The following is a 15299-nucleotide window of genomic DNA, read 5'->3' on the forward strand; positions in this document are numbered from 1 at the left end:
TTTTGCCTTGCCGGCTCGTTTTTATGCTGCAAGCCAGCGCTGTGAACTGAAAAGCTAGCCAAATGGAAACCCCACACTTCCCTATTTATATGGACTACAGTGCCACGAACCCGTGTGACCCGCGGGTGGTGGACGCCATGATTCCCTGGTTGCGCGAGCATTTCGGCAACCCCGCTTCGCGCAGCCATGCCTGGGGCTGGGAAGCTGAAGCCGCCGTCGAAAAAGCCCGCGAACAAGTGGCGGCGCTGATTGGTGCCGACCCGCGCGAAATTGTCTGGACCAGCGGTGCGACCGAGTCCAACAACCTGGCGATCAAGGGCGCGGCGCATTTCTACAAGTCCAAGGGCAAACACCTGATCACGGTCAAGACCGAGCACAAGGCTGTGCTGGACACCTGCCGCGAACTCGAACGCCAGGGGTTTGAAGTGACCTATCTGGACGTGCAGGCCGACGGCCTGCTCGACCTCGAGGTGTTGAAAGCGGCCATTCGCCCCGACACGATTCTGGTCAGCGTCATGTACGTCAACAACGAAATCGGCGTGGTCCAGGACATTCCGGCGATCGGCGCCTTGTGTCGCGAAAAAGGCGTTATTTTCCACGTCGATGCGGCGCAAGCCACCGGGCGGGTGGACATCGATCTTTCGACCTTGCCGGTCGACCTGATGAGCCTGACCTCGCACAAGACCTATGGCCCCAAAGGCATCGGCGCCTTGTACGTGCGACGCAAACCCCGCGTGCGCCTGGAGGCGCAGATGCACGGCGGTGGCCACGAGCGTGGCATGCGTTCGGGCACCTTGCCGACACACCAGATCGTGGGCATGGGCGAGGCTTATCGCATCGCCAAGGCTGAAATGCGCGAGGAAAACAAGCGCATTCAAGCCCTGCACGATCGCATGTTGGCCGGCCTGAAGGACGTGGAAGAGGTTTTCCTCAATGGCCACGCCGACAAACGTGTGCCGCACAACCTCAACATGAGTTTCAACTATGTCGAGGGCGAGTCCCTGATCATGGGTATCAAGGGGCTGGCCGTTTCCAGCGGATCGGCTTGTACCTCGGCCAGCCTGGAGCCCAGCTATGTGCTGCGCGCCCTGGGCCGCAGCGACGAGCTGGCCCACAGCAGCCTGCGCATGACGATTGGCCGCTGGAGTACAGAAGAAGAAATCGACTACGCCGTGGCGACGATCAAGGAAAACGTGGCCAAGCTGCGTGAACTGTCGCCGCTTTGGGAAATGTTCAAGGATGGTGTGGATATTTCCAGCATCCAGTGGGCCGCCCACTAAGGCCGGCCAGCAACACAAGACAGCTTAAAGAGGTAAACAAAATGGCATACAGCGAAAAAGTGGTGGACCACTACGAAAACCCCCGCAATGTCGGCTCGTTTGAAAAAGGCGACGACACGGTAGGCACCGGCATGGTGGGCGCACCGGCCTGCGGCGACGTGATGAAGTTGCAGATCAAGGTCAACCCCCTGACCGGCGTGATTGAAGATGCACGTTTCAAGACCTATGGCTGCGGCTCGGCGATTGCGTCCAGCTCGCTGGTGACCGAGTGGGTCAAGGGCAAAACGCTGGACGAAGCAGCGAGCATCAAAAACAGCGCGATTGCCGAAGAACTGGCCCTGCCGCCCGTGAAAATTCACTGCTCCATCCTGGCCGAAGACGCCATCAAGGCAGCCGTGAACGATTACAAGCAAAAGCACACCCATTAATCCTTATTGACCGGCGAGCCTTCCATGTCCGTTACCCTCACTGACGCCGCAGCACGGCACGTCACCCGCTACATGAGCAAGCGCGGCAAAGGCGTGGGTGTGCGTTTGGGCGTGCGAACCACCGGTTGTTCCGGCCTGGCCTACAAGCTGGAATATGCCGATGAAATCGCGCCTGAAGACGTTGTTTTTGAAGACAACGGCGTGAAGGTGCTGGTCGATCCGAAAAGCATGGCCTACATCGATGGCACCCAGCTCGACTTCGTGCGCGAGGGCCTCAACGAAGGTTTCAAGTTCATCAACCCCAACGAGCGTGATCGTTGCGGCTGTGGAGAAAGCTTTCGGGTTTGACGGCGCCGGACCCTCACCGGCCTATGCCGCCTTCACCCCCGGTGCTGGCGGCATTTTCTTGACATGAACCTTCAATCCAACGATTTCGAACTCTTTGACGTGCCTGTGCAATTTGCACAGGACCCGGCCGCCCTCGACGCGCGCTGGAAAGAGCTGCAGCGCGAAGCCCATCCCGACAAGTTTGCGGCCCAGGGCGCTGCGGCCCAGCGCCTGGCCATGCAGTGGTCGGTGCGTATCAACGAGGCCTACCAGCGCCTGAAGAATCCCCTGAAACGAGCGATGTACCTGTGCGAGTTGCACGGGGCGCCGATCCGGGCCGAGACCAACACCGCGATGCCGCCGGACTTCCTGGTCCAGCAAATGCAATGGCGCGAAGCGCTGGAAGATGCCGAGGGGCTGGAGAATTTGGAAGAAATAGCCTCCCAGGCCATGTCCAGAAAGCGTGAGCAGCTATCAAAAATAGAGCGAATCCTGGACCAGCAAAAAGACTTCGCGGCAGCGGCCCAGCAGGTCAGAAGCCTTATGTTTATTGAGCGTTTTGGCAGTGAGGTCGATGCACGCATCGACTCGCTGGGACAATAGACTTTTACAGCCCTTACGGCTTTTCCCCCTCTTTCGCCCCCAGAATATTCATGGCATTACTGCAAATATCCGAACCCGGCCAGACGCCCGATCCGCATCAGCGACGTATTGCCATTGGCATTGATCTGGGGACCACCCATTCGCTGGTGGCCAGCGTGCGCAACGGCGTGGCCGAATGCCTGCCCGACGAGCAAGGCCGTGTGTTGCTGCCCAGCGTGGTGCGTTATTTGCTGGACGCCAGCGGTGCCACCAGCCGCCAGATCGGCGCTGAGGCCCTGGCCGCGCAGGTGTTGGACCCGCAAAACACCATCGCATCGGTCAAACGCCTGATGGGGCGTGGCATCCAGGACATCGGTGACCGCGCGCAACTGTCTTACCAACTGGTCGACAAACCTGGGATGGTCAGCCTGCAAACCGTGGCAGGCGAAAAGAGCCCGGTCGAAATCAGCGCTGAAATCCTGGCCACGCTGCGTTTCCGCGCTGAAGACACCTTCAACGACGATGTTTACGGCGCGGTCATCACCGTGCCGGCGTATTTTGACGACGCGCAACGCCAGGCGACCAAGGACGCGGCCCAACTGGCCGGCCTCAAGGTGTTGCGTCTGATCAACGAACCCACGGCCGCGGCCATTGCCTATGGCCTGGACAATGCCAGTGAAGGGGTTTACGCGATTTACGACCTGGGTGGCGGCACCTTCGATATTTCCATCCTGCGCCTGACGCAAGGTGTGTTCGAGGTCGTGGCCACCGGCGGCGATTCTGCACTCGGTGGCGACGATTACGACCGCGCGCTGGTCGACTGGGTGCTGGCCAAGGCCGGCTTGGCGGCCGATACCTTGACCCCATCCGACAAGGCCATCTTGCTGCAGACTGCGCGGGCCAGCAAGGAAGCGCTGTCTGCTTCCAATTCCGTAGCATTCTCCGCCCGTCTGACAAGGGCTGCGATCAATTTTGAACTGAAATCCGAGGATTTCGAAACGGCCGCCGCCGGTTTGACGCAACGCACCCTGGCCGTTGTGCGCAAGGCTTTACGCGACGCCGAATTCACCAAGGACGATGTCAAAGGCGTGGTGCTGGTGGGCGGCTCGACCCGCATGCCGCAGGTGCGCCGCGCCGTCGCCGGTCTGTTCGGCCGCGAACCCCTGACCAACCTGAACCCGGACGAAGTGGTTGCGCTCGGCGCGGCGATTTCGGCCAACCAGCTCGCCGGCAACCACAGCGGCACCGATCTGCTCCTGCTGGATGTGATTCCGCTGTCGCTGGGTATTGAAACCATGGGTGGCCTGGTCGAACGCATCGTGCCGCGCAACCAGACGATTCCCACCGCGATGGCGCAGGACTTCACCACCTACCAGGACGGCCAGACCGCGCTGGCGCTGCATGTGGTGCAGGGCGAACGCGACCTGGTGGCCGACTGCCGCAGCCTGGCGCGTTTCGAACTGCGCGGCATTCCGCCCATGGCGGCCGGTGCGGCGCGTATCCGTGTCACGTTCACGGTCGATGCCGATGGCCTGCTCAGCGTCAGTGCGAAAGAGCAGGGCAGTGGTGTGGAAGCCAGCATTGACGTGAAACCGTCTTACGGCCTGTCCGACGAGGACATCGCCCGCATGTTGCAGGAGAGTTTTTCCACCGCCCAGCAGGACATGCAGGCACGTGCGTTGGCCGAGGCCCAGGTCGATGCCGACCGCATGATTCTGGCTACGCGCAGTGCGCTGGCCGCCGATGCCGATTTGCTGACACCCGAAGAAAAAGCCGAGATCGACCGCCTGATGGCGGAGCTGGCCGACACGCGGCAAAACGGCGATGCCGCGCAAATCGAAGCGGCCATCAAGCTCCTGGCCAACGGCACTGAAAATTTTGCCGCCCAGCGCATGAACCGCGGCATCCGCCAGGCCCTGGCCGGTAAAAACATCGCGACGGTCTGAGACCGCACGGAAGCACCCCATGCCCATCATCAAAATACTGCCTCATCCTGAATATTGTCCCAACGGCGCCGAGGTGTCGGCACCGGCCGGTACCTCGATCTGCGAGGCACTGCTGGACAACCACATCAACATTGAACACGCGTGCGACATGAGTTGCGCCTGCACCACCTGCCACGTCATCGTGCGCCAAGGCATGCAGTCGCTCAATGAGCTGGATGAAGCCGAGGAAGATCTGCTGGACCGGGCCTGGGGCCTGGAGCCCAACTCCCGCCTGAGCTGCCAGGCTTTTCTGGCACAGACCGATGTCACGGTCGAGATCCCCAAATACTCGATCAACCACGCCAAAGAGAATCACTAGCCCCCAATGCTAGCTACGGCGGCGACCCTTCATCGCTCCGTTACCATTACAAAATGCGCCAAATTGTTCTAGACACCGAAACCACCGGTCTTTCCGCCGCCAACGGCGACCGCATCATTGAAATCGGCTGTGTCGAGTTGCTGGGCCGCAAGCTCACCGGCAACAACAAACATTTCTACCTGAACCCCGAGCGCGAGAGCCATGAAGACGCGCTCAAGGTGCACGGCATCAGCAATGAGTTTCTGCAGGACAAACCCAAGTTCGGCGCCATCGTCGATGAATTGCTGGCCTATCTGCAGGATGCCGAAGTGATCATCCACAACGCGCCATTCGACATCAGCTTCCTGAACAAGGAACTGGAACTGATAGGTCGCCCGCCCATCAAGCATTGTGTGGCCAAGGTCACCGACAGTCTGATGATGGCCAAGGAGTTGTTCCCGGGCAAACGCAATTCGCTGGATGCCTTGTGCGACCGCCTGGAGGTCGACAATTCGGGCCGAACCCTGCACGGCGCCTTGCTGGATGCCGAGCTGCTGGCCGATGTGTACATCAACCTGACGCGTGGGCAAAACTCGCTGGTGATGGACATGGACAGCAGCACGCCGGACGGTGGCGAAGTCGTGGCGATGGATCTCCGCGGTTTTGATTTGCCCCTGCTGCTGGCCAACGAACAGGAAGTCGCCGCCCACGAAAACCTGCTGAGCGACATCGATAAAGCCAGCAAAGGAAAAACAGTCTGGCGTGCTGCGGCATAAGCCCTCAAAAACAGCTTATAATTGAAGGCTGAACAAATAGGGCGGTTAGCTCAGGGGTAGAGCACTGCATTCACACTGCAGGGGTCGCAAGTTCGAAACTTGCACCGCCCACCAGAATCAAAGCCTCAAGTCGTCAAGACTTGAGGCTTTTTCTTTGGCCGATCCATACTCAAACGGTATTTTTCAGCGTCTGAGGGGATGGCCGTTCAGGCTGTCTTCGCCATCGCATGGTTGCGATCTGCTATTGAATCAATAGCTGGTTGCGCTCACTGTATAAGGGCTAGAGGCCAATTTCATTAAAAATTGGGGAGGAGGCCGCAGTTGTGAGTGCGGCCTTCTCCGTTTATTGGGCTGCCCAGCCGCCATCCATGTTCCAGGCCACGCCGCGTACGTTGTTGCCGGCGGGTGAACAGAAAAATACGGCCAGTGCGCCCAGTTCTTCCGGCGTGGTGAATTGCATCGATGGCTCTTTTTCGCCCAGCAATTGCTGCGTGGCTTGTTCGTTGGACAGGCCGCCTGCCGCGGCTTTGGCATCGACCTGTTTTTGCACCAGTGGCGTCAACACCCAGCCCGGGCAGATGGCGTTGCAGGTGATGCCGGAGGTGGCGTTTTCAAGCGCCGTGACTTTGGTCAGGCCCACAATGCCGTGTTTCGCGGCGACATAGGCGGCTTTTTCCGCCGACCCGATCAGGCCGTGGACCGAGGCGATGTTGATGATGCGGCCCCAGCCCTTGCCGCCGTCGGCTGCCTGCATGGCCGGCAGGGCCAGGCGTGTGGCATGAAAGGCGCTGCTCAGGTTGATGGCGATGATGGCGTCCCAGCGGTCCACCGGGAAGTTTTCGATTCTGGCCACATGCTGGATGCCGGCGTTGTTGACAAGAATATCCACGCGGCCGAACTGGCTCGCGGCAAACTTCATCATGTCTTCGATCTCGGCGGGTTTGCTCATGTCCGCACCGTGGTAAGCCACCTTCACGCCCAGCGCGGCGATTTCCGCTTTGGGTCCTTCGGCATCGCCGAAACCATTGAGCACGATGTTGGCGCCTTGTGCGGCCAGCGACTTGGCGATCCCCAGGCCGATCCCGCTGGTGGAGCCGGTCACGAGGGCAGTTTTACCTTTGAGCATGAAATTTTCTCCGGATGATTTACGATGCAAAAGAAACGCTGAAAAGCAGCTTTGGCAATTATCAAGCCTCGAACCCGGATTCACCTGCAATGAATGAACCTACGCTGAACTACGTACCTTGTCCTGACGCCTCGGGCGGCCACCGCATGGCTTATTGGCAGTGGGGCGATCCGGCCAATCCGCGCGTGGTGATGTGTGTGCATGGCTTGTCGCGCCAGGGCCGGGATTTCGACACGCTGGCGCGTTACCTCCAGGATGATGCGCGGGTGATCTGCCCCGACGTGGTGGGCCGCGGCCAAAGCGACTGGCTCAAAGATTCGATGGCTTACCAGGTGCCGCTGTATGCGGCCGACATGCTGGTGCTGCTGACCCAGTTGCACCAGCAGTCGCCGATCCGCACGCTGGACTGGGTCGGCACCAGCATGGGGGGGCTGATCGGCATGGTGATTGCTGGCCAGCCGGGTTTGAGTATTTCCGATGCCGCGACGGGCGCGCCAGCGCTTTTGCCGGCGCCAATCCACAAACTGGTGCTCAACGACGTCGGTCCGGCCATCGCCTGGCAGGCGATTGAACGTATCGCGGCCTACCTTGGCAAGGCCGGACACTTCAGTTCCCTGCAGCAAGCCGCCGATGCAATGTGGGCGGTGTCGACCAGCTTTCGTCCCCACACGCCGGAACAATGGCTGGAGCTGTCGCGCCACATGGTGACACCGGTGTCGGCTGACGGCCCGGATGGGCCGCTGAGGCTGCACTATGACCCGGCGATTGCGGTGCCCGTGCGCGCCACGACCGAAACCGCGGCCCAGCAGGGTGAAGCCATGTTGTGGCAGCTGTATGACAACATCAAGGCGTCCACGCTGATCATGCGCGGCGCGCAGTCGGACCTGCTCAGCCGCGAGACGGCGCTGGCCATGACGCAGCGCGGGCCCAGGGCCAGGCTGGTGGAGTTCGACGGGGTGGGGCATGCGCCCACGCTGGTGGCGATGGATCAGGTCAGCACGGTGAGTGACTTTCTGTTTGTCTGAATTGTTTTTTTGAAATCTGACTGAGTTGCCATGAAAAATACCGGGGCCGGACTGGGTACACCGTCCACAGCGCCCACTGTCAATGCCTCCATCGTGACGGCCACCGCGGACAGCCTGCCGGACCAGCCGCATGCGCTGGCGCGCGCCCGGGCTTTTGCCGAGCCGCTGATCGCCAGTGAAGTCCTGGACACCGGCGAAAACATTCTGGCCCACGCAGACGCGGTTGCCGCCATCCTCAAGGCCATTGGCGGCTCCGAAGCCATGCAGGCCGCCACTTATCTGGTGCATGCCTGCGCGCACCTGAACAAGCCGCAAGAGGTGATCGCCAAGGCGTTTGGCGCCAATTTTGCAGCCCTGGCCATTGAAACCACCAAACTCGTCAATGTGCAAAAGCAGGCCAGGGCCGCCAATGCCAAGGCGCAATTGACGGAAGACCCGGCCGCACAAACCGAAAACGTGCGCAAGATGCTGCTGGCCTTCTCGCGCGATTTGCGCGTGGTCATGTTGCGCCTGGCTTCCCGGCTGCAGACCTTGCGCCACTTTGCGGCCATCCGGCAACCGGCACCGCTGGCAGTGGCGCGCGAGTCCTTGCATGTGTTTGCGCCGCTGGCCAACCGCCTGGGCATCTGGCAAATCAAATGGGAAATGGAAGACCTGGCTTTCCGTTTCCTGGAGCCCGACACCTACAAACACATTGCCCGCCTGCTGGATGAAAAAACGCGCCGAACGCGAAGGCTTCATGGAGGCCTTGCGCGCGCAGCTGGAACGCGATCTGAACATCAACGGCATTGCCGCGCTGGTGCAGGGGCGACCCAAACACATCTACAGCATTGTCAAAAAAATGCGCGGCAAGTCGCTCGACTTTGAGCAGGTGTTCGACATCCGTGCCATGCGTGTGATCGCCGCCGATGTGAAGGGCTGTTATGCCGCGCTTGGTTTTGTGCATTCACATTTCACACCGGTGGAAGGGGAGTTTGACGACTACATTGCCAAGCCCAAATCCAATGGTTACCAGTCTCTGCACACCGTGGTGCGCGACGCGCAGCAGCGCGCAGTGGAAATCCAGATCCGGACCCAGGCCATGCACGACCATGCCGAACACGGCGTGGCCGCACACTGGGCTTACAAGGAAGCTGGCGCCAAGGGTTACGGCGGCGTCTCGGCGAGTGGCGAATACGACGCCAAAATCGCCGTGCTGCGGCAACTGCTGGCCTGGGAGCGGGATCTGTCGGGGCCGCTGGCGGCCAAGGCGCGTGATACGAACCAGGGCTTGTTTGAGGACCGCATTTATGTGTTGACGCCGGATGCCGCCATTGTGGAGTTGCCGCAAGGCGCGACGGCGCTGGACTTTGCCTACAGCGTGCATACCAGCCTGGGCCATCGTTGCCGCGGTGCACGGATTGACGGCGCCATGGTGCCGCTGAACACGCCGCTGCAAAACGGCCAGACCGTGGAGGTGGTCACCACGAAGGAGGGCGGCCCGTCGCGCGACTGGTTAAATCCGGAGTTGGGTTACCTGGCCAGCCACAGGGCGAAGTCGAAAGTGCGCGCCTGGTTCAATGCACAAGCCATGGCCCAAACCGTGGCGCGTGGCCGTGAGGCGGTGGAAAAACTGCTGCAGCGCGAGGGCAAAACCGCGATGAAGCTGGAGGACCTCGCGTCACAACTCGGCTTCAAAAGCGCCGAAGATTTGTTTGAAGTGGTGGGCAAGGACGAGTTGTCTTTGCGCACCATTGAAAACATGCTCAAGCCGCCCGAGCCGGCGCCCACACAAGACGATTACGTGCTGGCCAAAAAAGCCAAACAGTTGGACAAAGGCGGTGAGCGCAAACGCAAGAGTGGGGTGCTGGTGGTGGGCATCGCCTCGCTGCTGACACAAATGGCCAAGTGCTGCAAACCGGCGCCGCCCGATGTCATTGTTGGCTTTGTGACCAAGGGCAAAGGCGTGAGTATTCACCGCGGCGACTGCAGCAACTTCAAAAATATGGCGAGCGGTAGCCCGGACCGTGTGATCGAGGTGCAGTGGAGCCAGCCCAAGAGTGGTGATGGTTCGGTTTACCCCGTGGACGTGGCTGTTGAAGCCGCAGACCGGCAAGGTTTGCTGCGCGATATTTCAGAGGTGTTTGCCAAGGAAAAAATGAATGTGATTGGTGTGCAGACCCAATCGGTGAAGGACAACCGCGGCGGCACGGCGTGGATGACCTTCACGGTAGAGGTCGCGGACTCGGGCCGACTCAACCAGGTTTTGTCCGTGGTGGCCGAGGTGGCTGGGGTTCGTTCCGCACGAAGGCGCTGAAGTCTTTTTAAAAAAATTCGCCCGGAGCCAAAGAAGGCGTTTTGCCCTGCTACAATTGCTAGATCGAACAGTCCTTAGGCGCGTAGCTCAGCTGGTTAGAGCACCACCTTGACATGGTGGGGGTCGTTGGTTCGAGTCCAATCGCGCCTACCAATTTCCTGAAGTTTTCCTCTGTCAATCTGTAGTCAGTACAGATGACACAGGGTAAACCAAGGTGATTGTAGGTATGCATACTTCCTAGAATGCATACCAGACCTGTGCAACCAGCACAGGCAGAAATCTGAGGAGTTCGTGCAGTGTCAAAAAGCAAGCCCACCAGTTCGTCGGGTAGTCAGTCTTCTGACTCGACGCATCCTTCGGGCGATGCCGCTGCAAGCGGTCGGAGCGGCAAGGCCGCCAAGACGCGCATCATCAAAAAATACCCGAATCGCCGTCTCTACGACACCGATACCTCGACCTACATCACCATGGCTGACGTCAAGCAGTTGGTGATGGATACGGCCGACTTTGTCGTGCGCGATGCCAAAACCAATGAAGACCTGACGCGCAGCATTTTGCTGCAAATCATTCTGGAAGAAGAAACCGGTGGCGCCCCCATGTTCACCGAAGCGGTGCTGGGCAACATCATTCGTTTCTACGGCCATGCGATGCAGGGTTTCATGGGCGCTTATCTTGAAAAAAACGTCCAGTCCTTCATGGATCTGCAGGTCAAGATGGCCGAACAGTCCCAGGGGCTGACGCCGGAAATGTGGGCGCAGTTCATCAATGCCCAGTCGCCGATGATGCAGGGCATGATGGGCAGTTATGTGGAGCAGTCAAAAACCGTGTTCACGCAAATGCAGGAGCAGATGCAAAAACAAAGCGAGCAGATGCTGGCTGCTCTGGGTTTGAAGCGCTGACAGCGTAATAAAGTGCTTTTAGACGCCGTCTGCGCATCACAGGCCGGCTCTGAGACAATAGAGGGTATGAGCCAAGCCCTTTCCTCCACTCCTTCTTCCACCCCGAACAAGGCTCCGCGCGTCGGTTTTGTCAGCCTGGGTTGCCCCAAAGCCCTGACCGATTCGGAGCTGATCCTCACGCAATTGAACGCCGAGGGTTACCAGACCTCGAAAACCTTTGAAGGCGCCGACCTGGTAATCGTCAATACCTGCGGTTTTATCGACGATGCCGTCAAGGAAAGCCTGGACACCATTGGTGAAGCGCTGGCCGAAAACGGCCGGGTCATCGTGACCGGCTGCCTGGGCGCCAAAGCCGGCGATGATGGTGGCAACCTGGTGCGACAAATGCACCCCAGTGTGCTGGCCGTGACCGGGCCACACGCGACGCAAGAAGTCATGGATGCGGTTCACCTCAACCTGCCCAAGCCGCATGATCCGTTTGTGGACCTGGTTCCAAATTCTTTTGGCATCGCCGGCATCAAACTCACGCCTCGTCACTATGCCTATCTGAAAATCAGCGAGGGCTGCAACCACCGCTGCACCTTCTGCATCATCCCGTCGATGCGGGGTGATCTGGTGTCGCGCCCTATCGGTGATGTGCTCAGCGAAGCGCGCGCCTTGTTTGAAGGCGGCGTCAAGGAACTGCTGGTGATCAGCCAGGACACCTCGGCCTATGGTGTGGATGTCAAATACCGCACTGGTTTCTGGGACGGCAAGCCGGTCAAGACGCGCATGCTGGAGCTGGTGCAAACGCTGGGCGAGATTGCCGAGCCTTATGGTGCCTGGGTGCGCCTGCATTACGTTTATCCCTACCCCAGTGTGGATGAGGTGATTCCGCTGATGGCCAGCGGCAAGGTCTTGCCTTACCTGGATGTGCCGCTGCAGCACAGCCATCCCGATGTGCTCAAACGCATGAAACGTCCGGCCAGCGGCGAGAAAAACCTGGAGCGTATTGCGCGCTGGCGCGAGATGTGTCCGGAGATTGTGATCCGCAGCACGTTTATCGCGGGTTTTCCTGGCGAGACCGAAGCGGAATTTGAGCACCTGCTCGATTTCATGCGCGAGGCCAGGATAGATCGTGCGGGTTGTTTTGCCTACAGCCCGGTCGACGGCGCCAAAGCCAATGACATCCCCGGCATGTTGCCGCTGGAGTTGCGAGAAGAGCGCAGGGCGCGTTTTATGGCGGTGGCCGAGGCGGTGTCCAGCAGCAAGTTGCAGGAGCGTGTGGGTGCAACCATGCAGGTGCTGGTGGATTCGGCGCCAGGTATGGGTAAAAAAGGCGGCATAGGCCGCAGTTATGCCGATGCGCCCGAGATCGACGGCATTGTGAAATTGTTGCCGCCTGAAAAAATCAGCAAAACATTGAAGGTGGGTGAATTCACCAAGGCCCGTGTTGTCGGAACACAAGGCCATGATCTGGTGGCTGTGCCGGTCTGAAGGCACGGTTTGGAAAGGCGCTTGGCAAGCGCCTGATAAATCTTTTGGGCAACAAAAAAGGCCACTGTTTTGGCAGTGGCCTTTTTGTGTGTTTGCCAGCTTTCGCTGACTTGGTGTATCTGGTGCCCGGGAGAGAACTCGAATCTCCACATCTTGCGATACACGGACCTGAACCGTGCGCGTCTACCAATTCCGCCACCCGGGCACATGCAGCAAAGTGTACCATCACCAAATCGCTTTTCTGGACCGGACCTTAAAAAATTTCGATCTTTCTGCGTGATCACTCGTCACAAGATTGCGCGAAGATCGGGTTTGCTGTGAACCGATGCTGCGCCGACTAATTTTTTGACGCTTAAAACATAACCAACATGACGAATCACGGGCGGCTTTAAAAGCGGCACCGCGATTTTTACAATATAACCATCTCAAGAAGAAAAGAGATTACTTATCAAAACCACTACACAAACCACCACCGGCCAGGGCGCCGGGCTGCTCGCCGAATTTGAAGGCACCGTGTCAGGCCACCGCGATGGTCACGGGTTTGTTCTGCGTGATGACGGCGAAGCCGACATCTACCTGCCGCCCAATGAAATGCGCGCTGTGTTGCACAAGGATCGCGTCAAGGCGCGCATCGTGCGGCATGACCGCAAAAATCGCCCCGAAGGCCGGGTCACCGAGATCATCGAACGTTCGCCCAACCCCATCATCGGCCGCCTGCTGCAGGAAAGCGGTGTCTGGCTGGTGGCACCCGAAGACAAGCGTTACGGCCAGGACGTGCTGATTCCCAAAGGTGCCACCGGCGCGGCCAAAACCGGGCAAATTGTGGTGGTCGAGCTGACCGAACCGCCGGCACTGTTTGGCCAGCCGGTCGGCCGGGTCAAGGAAGTGCTGGGCGAGATCGACGATCCCGGCATGGAGATTGAAATCGCGGTACGCAAATACGGCGTGCCGCATGAGTTCAGCGAGGCCGCGCTCGCGCTGGCCCGCACCTTGCCGGACACGGTCCGTCCCGCCGACAAAAAGAACCGCGTGGACCTGAGCGACATTCCGCTGGTCACCATAGACGGTGAAGATGCCCGGGACTTTGACGACGCCGTGTATTGCGAGCCGGCCAAGGTCGGTCGCGGCAAGGGCTGGCGCCTGCTGGTGGCGATTGCCGACGTGAGCCACTACGTGGAAACCGGCAGCGCGATTGATGTGGACGCCTACGATCGCGCCACCAGCGTTTATTTTCCGCGCCGCGTGATCCCCATGCTGCCCGAAAAACTGTCCAACGGCCTGTGTTCGCTGAATCCCAGTGTTGAGCGTCTGTGCATGGTCTGCGACATGCTGGTCAACGCCAAGGGCGAGGTTCACGCCTACCAGTTTTATCCGGCCGTGATGTTCAGCCACGCGCGTTTCACCTACACCGAAGTGGCCGCCATCCTGGCCAACACCCGGGGGCCGGAAGCTGCCCAGCGCAAGGCGTTGGTGCCGCATTTGCTGGACCTGCATGATGTGTATCAGGCCTTGCTCAAGGAGCGCAGCGTGCGCGGCGCGGTGGACTTTGAAACCACCGAAACCCAGATCGTCTGCGACGACGCCGGCCGCATCGAAAAAATCGTGCCGCGCACCCGCAATGTGGCACACCGCCTGATCGAGGAAGCCATGCTGGCGGCCAACGTCTGTTCGGCGGACTACATCGCGCAGAGCAAACATGTGGGTTTGTTCCGGGTGCATGAAGGCCCGACGGCCGAGAAAAAAGACATGTTGCGCAACTACCTGAAGGCCATGGGCCTGGGCATGACCATCTCCGACGACCCGACCCCGGGCGAGTTCCAGCAAATTGCCGTGGCCACCAAAGACCGGCCGGATGCGCAGCAAATCCACTCCATGTTGCTGCGCTCCATGCAGCAGGCGATTTACACGCCCATGAACAACGGCCACTTCGGTCTGGCCTACGAGGCCTACACGCACTTCACCAGCCCGATCCGGCGTTACCCGGATTTGCTGGTGCACCGTGTCATCAAGGCCATCCTGAACAAGACCAAGTACGTGTTGCCGACCTTGCCCACACCGGGCGAAGCCGTGGCCAAGTTGTCCAAGCGGCTGGCATCACGCGTGAAAGACCCGGAGGAAAAGCCGAAGAAAACCAGCGTGGACCAGCTTGCCTGGCTGGCGGCCGGCCTGCATTGCAGTGCCAACGAACGCCGCGCCGACGAAGCCAGCCGTGATGTCGAAGCCTGGCTCAAATGCAAATACATGCGCGAGCATCTGGGTGAAGAGTTCGGCGGTGTGGTCACCTCGGCGGCTGGTTTTGGCATTTTTGTGACGCTGGATGCCATGTATGTCGAAGGCCTGGTGCACATCACCGAACTCGGCGGCGAATATTTCCGCTTTGACGAGGCGCGCCAGGAACTGCGCGGCGAGCGCACCGGCACCCGTTATGCGATAGGCACACGGGTGCGGGTACAGGTCAGCCGGGTTGATCTGGACGGCCGGAAAATTGACTTCCGCCTGGTGCGCGAGGGCGAAGAGCTGATCAGCCGCGCCATGAAAGACAAAACCGGCGGTCGCACAGCCGAGCTGCCCGAGCAGGAGCGGGCTTTGCCGCGTGTCGCGGGCGACAAACGCGGCAGCGAGAAACGCACGGGCAAACGGGGTGACTCGCGCGCCGGTGCGCGTGGCGGCAGTTCGTCGGACAGCCGGGCGCCCAAGTCGCCGATTCAGGCGCTGAAGGCCGTGGCTAAAAAATCGGCGGCCAGCGCAGGGCGCAAGTCGAGTAAAAAACCCAGGCGTGGATGAGATGAGCCGACCCGTTC

Annotated in this window: 12 protein-coding genes, 3 tRNA genes and 1 pseudogene; 14 read left to right on the top strand and 2 right to left on the bottom strand. The window is 59.9% G+C overall.

Annotated features, from left to right (window positions below):
* The first annotated feature begins 62 nt into the window (after positions 1-62).
* The 8 genes from ACHMXK_RS09810 (at position 63) to ACHMXK_RS09845 (ending at position 5790) form a co-directional block, all read left to right on the top strand.
* Positions 63-1280 carry an IscS subfamily cysteine desulfurase gene (locus ACHMXK_RS09810; protein WP_397439845.1) on the top strand — a complete coding sequence of 406 codons (1218 nt, stop codon included), beginning with the start codon at positions 63-65 and terminating at the stop codon, positions 1278-1280.
* 41 nt (positions 1281-1321) lie between these two features.
* Positions 1322-1708, top strand: a complete 387-nt coding sequence (gene iscU, locus ACHMXK_RS09815; protein WP_318404872.1) for a Fe-S cluster assembly scaffold IscU — start codon at positions 1322-1324, stop codon at positions 1706-1708.
* Positions 1709-1732: 24 nt separating this feature from the next.
* Entirely contained in the window at positions 1733-2056 is a 324-nt protein-coding gene (iscA, locus tag ACHMXK_RS09820) for an iron-sulfur cluster assembly protein IscA (protein ID WP_318404871.1), read from the top strand.
* A 63-nt stretch (positions 2057-2119) separates the two neighbouring features.
* On the top strand, positions 2120-2638 hold the full coding sequence (gene hscB / locus ACHMXK_RS09825; protein ID WP_397439848.1) for a Fe-S protein assembly co-chaperone HscB: 519 nt from the start codon (positions 2120-2122) through the stop codon (positions 2636-2638).
* 50 nt (positions 2639-2688) lie between these two features.
* Positions 2689-4563 (top strand): Fe-S protein assembly chaperone HscA, encoded by a 1875-nt coding sequence (gene hscA / locus ACHMXK_RS09830; protein ID WP_397439850.1) that lies wholly within the window; start codon positions 2689-2691, stop codon positions 4561-4563.
* Between the two features lie 19 nt (positions 4564-4582).
* Positions 4583-4921, top strand: a complete 339-nt coding sequence (fdx, locus tag ACHMXK_RS09835; RefSeq protein WP_397439852.1) for an ISC system 2Fe-2S type ferredoxin — start codon at positions 4583-4585, stop codon at positions 4919-4921.
* A 53-nt stretch (positions 4922-4974) separates the two neighbouring features.
* Positions 4975-5676, top strand: coding sequence for a DNA polymerase III subunit epsilon (dnaQ, locus tag ACHMXK_RS09840; protein WP_397439854.1), 702 nt, complete (start codon positions 4975-4977; stop codon positions 5674-5676).
* A gap of 39 nt (positions 5677-5715) precedes the next feature.
* Positions 5716-5790: transfer RNA gene (locus ACHMXK_RS09845), tRNA-Val, on the top strand.
* 229 nt (positions 5791-6019) lie between these two features.
* Here ACHMXK_RS09845 and ACHMXK_RS09850 read toward each other — a convergent pair.
* The gene (locus tag ACHMXK_RS09850; protein ID WP_397439856.1) at positions 6020-6802 is read right to left on the bottom strand and encodes a 3-hydroxybutyrate dehydrogenase; all 783 of its coding nucleotides are present in this window, start codon (positions 6800-6802) and stop codon (positions 6020-6022) included.
* 89 nt (positions 6803-6891) lie between these two features.
* On the opposite strand from ACHMXK_RS09850, the gene ACHMXK_RS09855 reads away from it, so the two are divergent.
* From ACHMXK_RS09855 to rimO, 5 genes and pseudogenes are all read left to right on the top strand, one after another.
* Positions 6892-7827: an alpha/beta fold hydrolase gene (locus ACHMXK_RS09855; protein ID WP_397439858.1), complete on the top strand. Its 936-nt coding sequence runs from the start codon at positions 6892-6894 to the stop codon at positions 7825-7827.
* 30 nt (positions 7828-7857) lie between these two features.
* Positions 7858-10123, top strand: a pseudogene (locus tag ACHMXK_RS09860) (RelA/SpoT family protein).
* 76 nt (positions 10124-10199) lie between these two features.
* A tRNA-Val gene (locus tag ACHMXK_RS09865) sits at positions 10200-10276 on the top strand.
* Positions 10277-10530: 254 nt separating this feature from the next.
* Positions 10531-11022: a polyhydroxyalkanoate synthesis repressor PhaR gene (gene phaR, locus ACHMXK_RS09870; protein WP_397442492.1), complete on the top strand. Its 492-nt coding sequence runs from the start codon at positions 10531-10533 to the stop codon at positions 11020-11022.
* A gap of 66 nt (positions 11023-11088) precedes the next feature.
* Positions 11089-12498, top strand: coding sequence for a 30S ribosomal protein S12 methylthiotransferase RimO (gene rimO, locus ACHMXK_RS09875; protein ID WP_397439860.1), 1410 nt, complete (start codon positions 11089-11091; stop codon positions 12496-12498).
* Positions 12499-12618: 120 nt separating this feature from the next.
* Here rimO and ACHMXK_RS09880 read toward each other — a convergent pair.
* A tRNA-Leu gene (locus ACHMXK_RS09880) sits at positions 12619-12703 on the bottom strand.
* Positions 12704-12987: 284 nt separating this feature from the next.
* Between ACHMXK_RS09880 and rnr the strand changes: the two genes are divergently transcribed.
* Positions 12988-15282, top strand: a complete 2295-nt coding sequence (gene rnr / locus ACHMXK_RS09885) for a ribonuclease R (protein ID WP_397442493.1) — start codon at positions 12988-12990, stop codon at positions 15280-15282.
* Positions 15283-15299: the final 17 nt, after the last annotated feature.

The organism is Polaromonas sp. UC242_47 (genome assembly GCF_044452385.1).
Classification (GTDB): Bacteria; Pseudomonadota; Gammaproteobacteria; order Burkholderiales; family Burkholderiaceae_C; genus Polaromonas.

Bases quoted from the DNA above. Each gene is read 5' to 3' on its own strand.
- fdx (WP_397439852.1), top strand. From the start codon at position 4,583: ATGCCCATCATCAAAATACTGCCTCATCCTGAATATTGTCCCAACGGC.
- hscB (WP_397439848.1), top strand. From the start codon at position 2,120: ATGAACCTTCAATCCAACGATTTCGAACTCTTTGACGTGCCTGTGCAA.
- hscA (WP_397439850.1), top strand. From the start codon at position 2,689: ATGGCATTACTGCAAATATCCGAACCCGGCCAGACGCCCGATCCGCAT.
- iscU (WP_318404872.1), top strand. From the start codon at position 1,322: ATGGCATACAGCGAAAAAGTGGTGGACCACTACGAAAACCCCCGCAAT.
- rimO (WP_397439860.1), top strand. From the start codon at position 11,089: ATGAGCCAAGCCCTTTCCTCCACTCCTTCTTCCACCCCGAACAAGGCT.
- ACHMXK_RS09810 (WP_397439845.1), top strand. From the start codon at position 63: ATGGAAACCCCACACTTCCCTATTTATATGGACTACAGTGCCACGAAC.
- ACHMXK_RS09850 (WP_397439856.1), bottom strand. From the start codon at position 6,802: ATGCTCAAAGGTAAAACTGCCCTCGTGACCGGCTCCACCAGCGGGATC.
- dnaQ (WP_397439854.1), top strand. From the start codon at position 4,975: ATGCGCCAAATTGTTCTAGACACCGAAACCACCGGTCTTTCCGCCGCC.
- iscA (WP_318404871.1), top strand. From the start codon at position 1,733: ATGTCCGTTACCCTCACTGACGCCGCAGCACGGCACGTCACCCGCTAC.
- ACHMXK_RS09855 (WP_397439858.1), top strand. From the start codon at position 6,892: ATGAATGAACCTACGCTGAACTACGTACCTTGTCCTGACGCCTCGGGC.